Consider the following 10182-nt stretch of genomic DNA (forward strand, 5'->3'; position numbering starts at 1 on the left):
ATTGAGAGGAGTTTTATGGCTGTTGGGAAGGAGACAATTTTTGAACGCTTTTTATCGCCATTGATTCGACTGGCGATCGACGAAGAAGCAATCGGACGATTCTACCAAAGTATCGACTGGGAAACAGCAGCCGGGAGCTACCGACAACCAGACCTAGTTTATCCCGAATATTACAGCAGCCAAAACTTTCATGGCATTAAAGGTGGCTACCTCAATCCCAGTGCCGCCGTTTCCTACGATCCCATTACCCAGTATGTTTTGCCTCCTAACGAAACAGTCGTCAGACAAGGCTTAATTGATGCAGTACGGGTTAAGCCCCGTCGCATTATCGATTTGGGATGCGGCACCGGTTCAACCACTCTCCTGCTCAAGCAAACCTTTCCCGAAGCGGAAGTTATCGGCCTCGACTTATCGCCTTATATGTTGGTAGTAGCGGACATCAAAGCTCAAACAGCCGGATGCAATATCCAGTGGCGTCACGGTAATGCCGAAAGCGTGGGTTTTCCCAATGCTAGCTTCGATTTAGTGACTGCTTCCTTACTGTTTCATGAGACACCACCTGCTGTGTCGCAAGCTATTTTGCGAGAAAGTTTCCGATTGCTGGGAGTTGGGGGACAAGTAGTAATTTTGGACGGGAATCAGAAAACTTTGCGCCAGACAGAGTGGCTGACTGATATCTTTGAGGAGCCTTATATTAAGTCTTACGCAACGGGTAGCATTGATGCTTGGATGGGAGCAGCGGGCTTCTGCTCAGTACAAACTCAGGATCACTGGTGGGTGCATCAGGTGACGCAAGGCGTGAAACCTCTTCCGGGTCAAGATTTGGAGGATGTGCGGGCGGCTTGGGGGTGGAATTGGCTCGATCGCAATCCTGATGCTGATGGCGATTTACAAGGCTTTCCCGCTCCTGCTTAATTTATCGCCCAATGTAATTTCCCCGATGCACAAACTTTAGTCCGCCTGTGCGGACTTAAGAATCGTGAATAATAAAGCACCAATAACGAATTACAAATAACAAATAACTCATGACTCTCAAAGCAGTTTTTTTTGATTTTAACGGCGTGATTATTCATGACGAGCAGATTCACGAGCAAATAATCGATAAATTGATGCTAGAGGAAAATCTTCAGCTCAAACGCGGTGAGTTTCGAGCTGTTTGTTTGGGAAAGAGCGATCGCGCTTGCATTGTCGAACTCTTGAGTCGCAGAGGGCGTTTTGTGACAGAAGTTTACCTTCAACGGTTGCTACGGAGTAAAGCTCAAGCTTATCAAGCCAGAATAGATAGTCTGGAAACATTGCCGATTTATTCAGGCTTAGCAGAGTTTATTGCTAAAATTCGGGCCGCCGGACTCAAAATGGCGATAGTGAGTGGCGGTATGCGATCGGATATAGAATCAGTTTTAAATCTGGCTGGTTTGACAGAAAACTTTGAATTAATTGTCACAGGGGATGATGTAAAGGCGAGCAAACCAGCACCAGAGGGCTATTTGTTGGCTGTGGAACTGATGAATCAGAAATATCCAGGATGGAACCTGGAACCGGGGGAGTGTTTGGCGGTGGAAAATACTTTGGCTGGGATTGAAGCGGCAAAAACCGCGGGGATTCAGGTATTGGGTGTCACTCACACTTACCCGTTTCATATGATCCAACGCCAAGCTAATTGGACGGTAGACTTTTTTGCAGATTTGGAATTGGAGCGAGTCCAAGAACTTTGTATGTAATGGGAATAGAAAGTAATTGATGGTAAAAAATTACCCAAATAATTGAAAACTTAGCCATGATTTATTTTATTAAAAAAGGTCTAAAAATCAATTGACAATATTAAATCCTATCTCCCTATAAATTAGTTAAATATCTCTGCTCTTCCTCTGTGTCCTCTGTGTTCTCTGCGGTTAAATCATGACCATGCAACCGGAAGCGAGATAAATTATCAACAACCAGAGAATTTAGGCTGGAATGGCAGGGGGAAATAGAAAAATATGTGGGTAGCTTAATATAGTTCGGCTTCCACCTTATTATTGGCGATCGCCAGAGGTTCCCTCCGCCCGATGCTCGTAGACTATTAGACATCTCCCATAATTCCTGTGGAACAGGCCAAACAGTTTGTTGTTCACAGGTTTTTTGGGACCAGATGTCTATTGTGGAACACTCAACCAGACTTGATATCATGTATATTACTCCTGACCAAGACCAAAAAATTCGTTCCACCCTGCGGGAGTGCGGTGCACAAGCTCAAAAACTCGCAGCAGAACCCTTTGAAGTGTGCGAGAAAGGGCCCAACGACTACGTAACCAGTATCGATCGATTCTTAGACCAACAGCTATCCACCGCCTTTGGTGCATTGTTTCCTGAAGACGGTATAATTACTGAGGAAAACGCCGCATCCAGAGCAGCTTACCTGGGTAATTACAAAAGCCTCTGGTGCATTGACCCCCTAGACGGCACCGCAGAATTTATTCAAGGGAAACTCCACTATGCCCTGATGGTGGGGCTGCTGCAAGAGGGGGAGCCGGTAGCGGGCTGGATCTATGCTCCGGCTTTTGAGCAAATGTACTTCGGCGGGAAAGATTGGGGCTTGTTCCAAACCCTTGGAGACTCGAAGCCTTCTGCGATCGCCCTGCACAAATCACCGGCTCCGACAGCAGATAGTTGTAAAATTGTCCTGGGAGACAAAGATCAGAAAAACTACGGTATGGCGATCGCTCAAATCATACCAGGTGTCGAATTTTATTCCCTCGGCAGCTTTGGCTTAAAAGTGCTCGAAGTTATCAGCGGTAGAGCCGGTTTGTACCTTTACTTCAACGGTAGAGTCAAAGTGTGGGATACCGCAGGCCCTCTCGCCCTAGCCAAGGCAGCCGGGTTAGTCTGCTGCGACTTGGAAGGTAAACCTCTGCGGTGGACTCCCGATGCTCTCGATCCGGCAAGTCTGGCCCACTCTCAGGCGATCGCGATCGGCCAGCCGGAGTACATAGAAACTCTGTTACCAAAAGTTCGGATAGCAGTAAGAGGGCGCTAGATCAGTTGACTATGAAAGAATCTGTGGATTTGGCGTCAAGCCCGCCTGAGTCCTCCGATCCGTAAACTGGGTTGAAAACCCCGTCCTTCCCCAGGGCGGCTTTTGTGAATCAGTGCCACCAGTCCTATGGTCTAATGTAAAAAGTCGGGATAGGGCATTGCCACGACTCTAAATGGACAAGTCGGGAGAGTGAAACTACTTCGGTAGTATTACCTTTCGGAAGTGTCAAGAATCACCGCCCTCACCGTGCGGTGAGGATGTCAAATTTCCCACCTCAGCGAACTTGCATGAAGACAGAAGCTTTCAGTGAGCTTTTCCCCCTGTTTAAGGGTGCTAACCCAGAAACCTTGGGAGGGCTACTATCCAATGCCGTCAAGCACGAGTATCCCGCAGGCAGAGCCGTTTTGATGGAGGATTCTTGGGGTAACGCCATTTACTTTGTAGTTTCCGGGTGGGTCAAAGTCAGACACCTGTCTGGCGATCGAGCCGTATCAATGGCTATTTTGGGTAGGGGTGCATTCTTCGGCGAAATGGCGATTCTGGACGAATCTCCGCGATCGAATGACGTACTTGCTTTATCACCCGTGCGACTGATCAGCGTTACGGCTCAGAGATTTATCCAAACCCTGTTCAAAGATCCGCAGTTGCACCACCGAATGCTGCAACTGATGGTACGGCGACTCCGCCAAACAAATCTCCGCTATCAACTCCGCAACCGCCAACCAGCGGTTAAACTAGCAAATACCTTAGTCGAGCTGGCAGAAAACTACGGTCAGAAAACGGCCCAGGGCAAAGATATCTTTAATATCCCCTATGAAGACTTAGCGGACGTGACAGAAATCGCCCTAGATGAAACCAGCAAAATTATGGAAAAACTCGATAGCAAAGGCTGGATTAGTGTCGATCCCGAACGCCAAACTATCCATTTGATTAACCTCAAGCACTTGATGAATTTAGCAAGTCAATGACTGATGTCACCTCCTTGGATACCTCGTTGGTTGCCGCGAATCTTTCAAAGCAACCTCAAGCACCGACCATAGAATATTCCGTGGCGATGCCCAATCCTGAATCTCATTTGTTTGAAGTGACTTTGCGCGTGCAAGGTTGGTCTGAGCCGATGATGGATTTAAAAATGCCTGTCTGGACTCCCGGTTCTTACTTGGTTCGAGAGTATGCCAAACACCTGCAAGATTTTCGCTCGACCACTGAGGGCGATCGCTCCTTATCTTGGCGCAAACAAAGCAAAAATCACTGGCAAATCGAGACTAATTCGGTTTCTGATGTAACAGTTAATTACCGGATTTTTGCTAACGAACTGACAGTCAGAACCAATCATTTAGATTCAACTCACGGTTATTTCAATCCCGCAGCTCTGTGCTTTTTATTGCCAGGATTTGAGAGCAATTGTTACAGGATAAAAATTGTCCCGCCACGACCAGAATGGCGGATAGTTACTACTTTACCCCCCGTTTCTGGGCAACCCTATACTTTCGAGGCTGCGGATTTTGACACTCTCGTAGACACTCCTTTTGAAATAGGCTGTCACGATTTGTACGATTTTGAAGTAATGGGGAAAAACCACCAGCTAGTTGTTTGGGGGAAAGGTAATTTACAACCGGAAGAGGTAATTCGAGATATCCAAAAAGTGATCGAAGTCGAAGCGAAAATGTTTGGCGGTTTGCCCTACGACCGTTATGTATTTTTACTGCATTTGTCAGGCTCAGGTTTTGGGGGATTGGAACACAAAGATAGTTGCACTCTCAATTATCCGCGTTTTGGTTTTCGGAATAAAGACAAGTACGATCGCTTTATGCAGTTGGTGGCCCACGAATTTTTCCACCTCTGGAATGTCAAGCGCATCCGACCGAAAGCTCTCGAAGTATTTGATTACAACGAAGAAAATTATACTACTTCTTTGTGGTTCTCCGAAGGGACTACCAGTTATTACGATTTAGTGATTCCTTTTCGCTCAGGTCTCTACGGTGTCAAGGGTTTTTTGCAGGGTTTAGGTAAGGAAATTACTCGCTTGCAAACGACTCCGGGGCGGAAAGTACAATCGGCTAGCGAGTCTAGTTGGGATACTTGGATTAAACTGTACCGCAGGGATAGTAATAGCGACAATTCGCAAATTTCTTATTACTTAAAAGGGGAGTTAATATCGTTTTTACTGGACTTATTGATTCGGGCAAAACACGGCAATGAGCGCTCGTTGGATGATGTAATGCGTTTGATGTGGCAGAAATTTGGTCAGGCAAATTTCCATCAAAATCAGGAAAGTAAAAAATCTGTAATTCCCGGAAACGGGGCATTAATTGATAATTCATTACCCTCAGAAATTGGTTTTACTCCAGCAGAGTTACAAGAGGCGATCGAGTCGGTAGCTGGTGTCGATTTGAGTGATTTTTTTGCGCGCTATGTTGACGGTACCCAAGAGTTACCCTACAACCAATATCTCGCACCTTTTGGGCTGGAACTTGTGGTAGATGAAACTAACGAAATTCCTAGCCTGGGTTGGACTTTGGGAGTGGAACATGGGCGGGAAATGGTTAAATTTGTCGAAGCTGGAGCTCCCGCACAGTTGGCGGGAATTGACGCTGGAGACGAGTTATTGGCGATCGACGGTTTTCGAGTAAATGCAGAACAAGCGAGCGAGAGGCTGAAAGATTATCGGCCTGGGGACACGGTAGAGGTGACAGTGTTTCACCAAGACCAACTGCGGACTTGTCGGGTGACTCTCGCCCCGCCGCGGCCAGCCCGCTATCAGATTCTGGCGGTGGAACACCCAAGTTCGATTCAGAAACAAAACTTTACTGGCTGGCTGGGAGTTCCTTTATAAAAACTGTGAGATTATGGTTAGTAGTTATTTATTAGTTGTTATGGGTGGATTCCTACCAATAACAACTAACAAATAACCAATAACCAATAACAAACTTTTTATGCAAACCCCACCTCCTCCATCCATTACACCCCGCCAGATGAACCTGTTAAGAATAGTTGCTTCTATGGCCTGGGCTGACGGAGAATTAGCAACAGAAGAAGTCAATTTAATGCTCGATCGCTTTTGCCGTTTGTTTGCAGCCGATGTCGATGCTCAACAATTGCAACAAGAACTCCGCGACTATGTGATGCAAAATATTCCTCTAGACGAGTTGATTTGTCAACTACAAAGTCAGGAAGAAAAAGAATTGGTGCTGCAACTAGGTTATGAGGTGATTGCATCTAGTGCTCGGACGCCCGATGAACCAAAAATTAATGCTGAAGAAGCAGCAGCGTATCAAAAATTAGTGCAATTACTGAATTTGCCAGAAGATGCTGTCAAGCGGATTGAAGCCGAAGCATCTGCCGCATCTACTTCGGAGGGAATTGTCGAGAAGATGGTTCATAAATTAGAGAATTTAATGAAAGGTTAATTTCGGACTTTCTGCATACTAACTAAGTTAGCCTTTCCAGGGCGGGTTCTCCTGCCCACCTCACCATAAATTCACCCTTGGCATCGGAATTATTCAAATCTCTGTTATCTCTTCCTCTGTGTCCTCTGTGTTCTCTGCGGTTAAATCAATCCGAATTCTAGTATCAATCCTTTCAGTTACAGAGATGTAAATTAATAAAATTCCCGCAAAGCAGGGATTAAATACTCGGTCAAAGTAAAAGCATCAACTCCTAATTCTGTCCGTTCTTTGGCAGCCATCATACCCCCTCTAGCGTGCCACCAAACTGCTGTTTTTACCACGGATTTGGGACAGGATTTGCGGGCGATCGCACCTGCCATCAAACCACCCAACAAACCTGTGAGAACGTCCCCACTGCCGCCTCTAGCCAGGGCTGGGGTACTTTCGGGATTGAGGTAAGTGATGGTACGTGAAGCGTAGCTATCCCCTAGGGAATCGCCCTCATCGTCAAAACAAATACAAACTCTGGCTCCTTTCAACAATACCACTGCACCGGTGAGCTGAGCCGCTTGTTGAGTTGCGGTAATGCGCGAGTCCATTTTGTCAGCTAATTCGGGAAATAAACGCTGGAATTCCCCTGGATGAGGCGTGATAATAGTTAGTGCTGAACGTTCCGACAAAATCGGCACAGTGCCAAGTTGAGCCAGTATATTTAAACCATCGGCATCTAGAACTAAAGGTCGATCGCTCTCTAACACAGATTCTACCGTAATAGCAGCTTCCAAGGTCAGACCAGGCCCCGCCGCGATCGCATCATAGATACCCAGATCGATTCCTACGGGCAAATCCTTAATTGCACCGCTGGAAGTTTCGGGACATCCTATAACTAATGCCTCTGGTAACTGACTGCTCAACATCGGTTTCATCGATATAGGAACAGCAATTGACAGCATTCCCACCCCGCTGGCCCTCGCCCCTAATGCTGACAAAATTGCGGCTCCGCTGTATCGGGCTGAACCTGCAATAATTAGTAGATGACCGTTGGTGTATTTATGAGCAATGGGCGATCGGGGCAAGGGCAAATACTGAATTGCAGATGCTGGAGTAATCCGTTGTATTGCCGGGAAATCTCCCAATATCGCCACAATATCTGCCAAGGGAATATCAAAATCAATCAACTCCGATGTCCCGACATATTCTAATGCTTGATCTTGCAAAAATGCCAACTTCCACAAACCCAAACATAAAGTATGAGTAGCCCTGATAGCCGTCCCTAAAACTGCGCCTGAATCAGTATGAATTCCCGACGGAATATCAATACTCAAAACAAGTTTATTTAATTTATTTATTTCATCAATAGCGGTGCTAATCGGCTGAACAATTTCCCGTTCTAACCCAAATCCAAATAAACCATCTATGAACAAATCGCAGTTTTTCAGCGGTTCAATGGTGTCAAAAAAAGGAATATTTAAAGAACGCCCATAATCCGAGTGACTTTTTGTTAGTTCTTTAAGTTTAGAAAACGGGCAGTAAATAATTACTGGAAATCCTTGAAAGTGTAATTCGCGGGCGACAATCAAAGCATCGCCGCCATTGTGTCCCGGCCCCACCAATACCCCAATAACCGGGAATTGAGAATTGACGAGATCTTTCCCTTGAGACTCCTCTCCTAGATAACCAAATCCCTCATCCCTATTCCTTCTCCCCTTGGGGGGGTGGGTTTCTTCTTCCCTCGGACTTCTTCCCTCGGACTTCAAAAGCGCCTGAATGCGTCTGGCCACCAGTCCGGCGACTTTTTCCATTAAAGCTGCCGAGGGCATTCCAGCGGCAAAGATTCTGGTTTCTATTTGCCGCATTTGGTCAGCGGAGACAATAAACTTTTCAATAGTCATGGGAATGTTAAAATTTCAAAGAACAGCAACAGTAGCAACTTGTAGTATTTTTGTACTATAATAAATTAGCTCGATCGAACGAAGTACCAGTAAAATAGCCAGTTTTTTCCGAACCATGAACAAGATTGTTGTAGGCCTCTCCGGCGGGGTCGATAGTTCCGCAGCAGCCGCAATTCTACACCATCAGGGATATGAAGTGGTGGGTTTAACTCTGTGGCTGATGAAAGGTAAAGGCCAGTGCTGCTCTGAGGGAATGGTTGATGCAGCTAAAATTTGCGAACAGTTGGGCGTTCCTCACCACATAGTTGACAGCCGTGAGGTTTTTCAAGCAAGTATTGTGGATTTTTTGGTGGAGGGTTATAGTGCAGGAATTACGCCTTTGCCTTGTTCCCAGTGCAATAAAACTGTGAAGTTCGGCCCGATGCTCAAGTATGCTCGCCAAGAACTCGGAATTGACAAAATTGCTACAGGTCACTACGCTCGGATTACTCATGATACTGTGACAGGTCGCTATCAGTTGCGTCGGGCGATCGACCCTGGGAAAGACCAGTCCTATTTCTTGTACGATTTGACACAAGACTTTCTCGCAGGTACGGAGTTTCCTTTGGGGGAAATTACCAAGACCGAAACTCGCAGAATAGCCGCGGAGTTTGGCTTGACAACTGCTGATAAGCCCGAAAGTCAGGATTTGTGTTTGGTGGAAAGTAACGGTTCCATGCGAGCATTTCTGGATAAATATATTGCTCCGCAAAAGGGTGACATTGTACACAAGGATGGCCGAGTGCTCGGACAGCACGATGGCATACACCACTATACTATCGGCCAACGCAAGGGGCTGGGTATTGCAGCACCGGAACCCCTGTACGTGGTCGAATTGGATGCTGCCAGAAATCGGGTGATTGTGGGCGATCGACTCTTAGCAGTAGAATCCGAATGTTATGTCCAGCAAGTGAATTGGGTTTCTGTAGCACCGCCAACAGCTCCCATTCGAGCCGAAGTACAGATTCGGTATCGATCGCACCCAGTCCCCGCCACAGTAATTCCCCTAGAATCATCCCAGGAACCAGAAAATACTCGCGGTACAAGAGTTAAGTTAATTTTTGACGAACCGCAGTTGAGCATCACCCCCGGACAAGCCGCCGTTTGGTACGAAGGGGACTTGCTTCTTGGCGGCGGACTCATCGAAAAACAAGCAGCATCAAAGGCGGGCTAGAAGCCCGCCCCACCACAAAATTTAACTAAATTCAGTCCTAGACACCTGGGGGCCAAAAACCCGGTTTCTGGGTGAATATTTGTTGAAAAAATCGACGATTTTTGGAAGAAACCCGGTTTTTTTGCGTAAGTCTTATAAATTGATTTACTGTAACTTGGCTACAGCTACACATCAATTTTTCGGTTCCAAACGCAACACCTTTCCCCTAGCATCGGTGCGATAAACCCAAATTTGGCTGCCATCAGAAACCACAACCCGCCAACCTTTCACAATCATTTGGCCGCACAACTCATTAGTTGTCGAGATTCCCAAACAAGTATTCGGCCAAGTTTGGCGGCTGGATTCAGTCACTCGTAACCCTCCAGCAGCAATACCCGTTTGGCGCGATAAGTCCACTCGAACAGCCTCAACGATGGAAGCGGGCAATTGGTTTGGGGGGTTTTGGGGCGATCCTTGAGCCAAATTGTCTACTTGAGACGTTAATTTATTCCCTACAAATTGCGAATAGCTGATGTTTTCCACAACAGGTGTCGGCAGAAATTCCTTGACTGGAGTTTAGACTAAACAGCTATTAAATCGCGATCGTCACCGCACTCTTGAACGGCAACGGTCGCTGGCGACAAGTTATGAGGCTCAACCATAAGATAGAAGTCCAGCGACCGTTGACGTTCT

Annotated in this window: 9 protein-coding genes; 7 read left to right on the top strand and 2 right to left on the bottom strand. The window is 46.5% G+C overall.

Annotated features, from left to right (window positions below):
- The first annotated feature begins 15 nt into the window (after positions 1–15).
- The 6 genes from AAFP14_RS19295 to AAFP14_RS19320 all read left to right on the top strand — a co-directional run bounded on the left by AAFP14_RS19295 (position 16) and on the right by AAFP14_RS19320 (position 6426).
- Entirely contained in the window at positions 16–915 is a 900-nt protein-coding gene (locus AAFP14_RS19295; protein ID WP_341733832.1) for a class I SAM-dependent methyltransferase, read from the top strand.
- A gap of 110 nt (positions 916–1025) precedes the next feature.
- On the top strand, positions 1026–1721 hold the full coding sequence (locus AAFP14_RS19300; RefSeq protein WP_341733833.1) for an HAD family hydrolase: 696 nt from the start codon (positions 1026–1028) through the stop codon (positions 1719–1721).
- Between the two features lie 419 nt (positions 1722–2140).
- Positions 2141–3016, top strand: a complete 876-nt coding sequence (locus AAFP14_RS19305; RefSeq protein ID WP_341733834.1) for a 3'(2'),5'-bisphosphate nucleotidase CysQ family protein — start codon at positions 2141–2143, stop codon at positions 3014–3016.
- 287 nt (positions 3017–3303) lie between these two features.
- A complete protein-coding gene (locus AAFP14_RS19310) occupies positions 3304–3984 on the top strand; it encodes a Crp/Fnr family transcriptional regulator (protein WP_341733835.1) in 681 nt (226 codons plus the stop codon).
- Complete coding sequence (locus tag AAFP14_RS19315; protein ID WP_341733836.1) at positions 3981–5852, top strand: M61 family metallopeptidase; 1872 nt, start codon at positions 3981–3983, stop codon at positions 5850–5852. Before AAFP14_RS19310 ends, AAFP14_RS19315 begins: the two co-directional genes overlap by 4 nt.
- Positions 5853–5952: 100 nt before the next feature.
- Entirely contained in the window at positions 5953–6426 is a 474-nt protein-coding gene (locus AAFP14_RS19320; protein WP_341733837.1) for a tellurite resistance TerB family protein, read from the top strand.
- A gap of 191 nt (positions 6427–6617) precedes the next feature.
- Here AAFP14_RS19320 and AAFP14_RS19325 read toward each other — a convergent pair whose 3' ends face one another.
- Positions 6618–8297 (bottom strand): NAD(P)H-hydrate dehydratase, encoded by a 1680-nt coding sequence (locus AAFP14_RS19325; protein ID WP_341733838.1) that lies wholly within the window; start codon positions 8295–8297, stop codon positions 6618–6620.
- 115 nt (positions 8298–8412) lie between these two features.
- Between AAFP14_RS19325 and mnmA the strand changes: the two genes are divergently transcribed.
- Positions 8413–9510: a tRNA 2-thiouridine(34) synthase MnmA gene (gene mnmA / locus AAFP14_RS19330; protein ID WP_341733839.1), complete on the top strand. Its 1098-nt coding sequence runs from the start codon at positions 8413–8415 to the stop codon at positions 9508–9510.
- A gap of 171 nt (positions 9511–9681) precedes the next feature.
- On the opposite strand, the gene AAFP14_RS19335 is transcribed toward mnmA, so the two are convergent.
- Entirely contained in the window at positions 9682–10032 is a 351-nt protein-coding gene (locus AAFP14_RS19335) for a hypothetical protein (protein WP_341733840.1), read from the bottom strand.
- Positions 10033–10182 lie beyond the last annotated feature (150 nt).

The sequence above is a fragment of the Microcoleus sp. EPA2 genome (assembly GCA_020882975.1).
Taxonomy (GTDB): Bacteria; Cyanobacteriota; Cyanobacteriia; order Cyanobacteriales; family Microcoleaceae; genus Microcoleus.

Coding starts and splice junctions, on each gene's coding strand:
- mnmA (WP_341733839.1), top strand. CDS start 8,413: ATGAACAAGATTGTTGTAGGCCTCTCCGGCGGGGTCGATAGTTCCGCA.
- AAFP14_RS19300 (WP_341733833.1), top strand. CDS start 1,026: ATGACTCTCAAAGCAGTTTTTTTTGATTTTAACGGCGTGATTATTCAT.
- AAFP14_RS19325 (WP_341733838.1), bottom strand. CDS start 8,297: ATGACTATTGAAAAGTTTATTGTCTCCGCTGACCAAATGCGGCAAATA.
- AAFP14_RS19320 (WP_341733837.1), top strand. CDS start 5,953: ATGCAAACCCCACCTCCTCCATCCATTACACCCCGCCAGATGAACCTG.
- AAFP14_RS19315 (WP_341733836.1), top strand. CDS start 3,981: ATGACTGATGTCACCTCCTTGGATACCTCGTTGGTTGCCGCGAATCTT.
- AAFP14_RS19295 (WP_341733832.1), top strand. CDS start 16: ATGGCTGTTGGGAAGGAGACAATTTTTGAACGCTTTTTATCGCCATTG.
- AAFP14_RS19310 (WP_341733835.1), top strand. CDS start 3,304: ATGAAGACAGAAGCTTTCAGTGAGCTTTTCCCCCTGTTTAAGGGTGCT.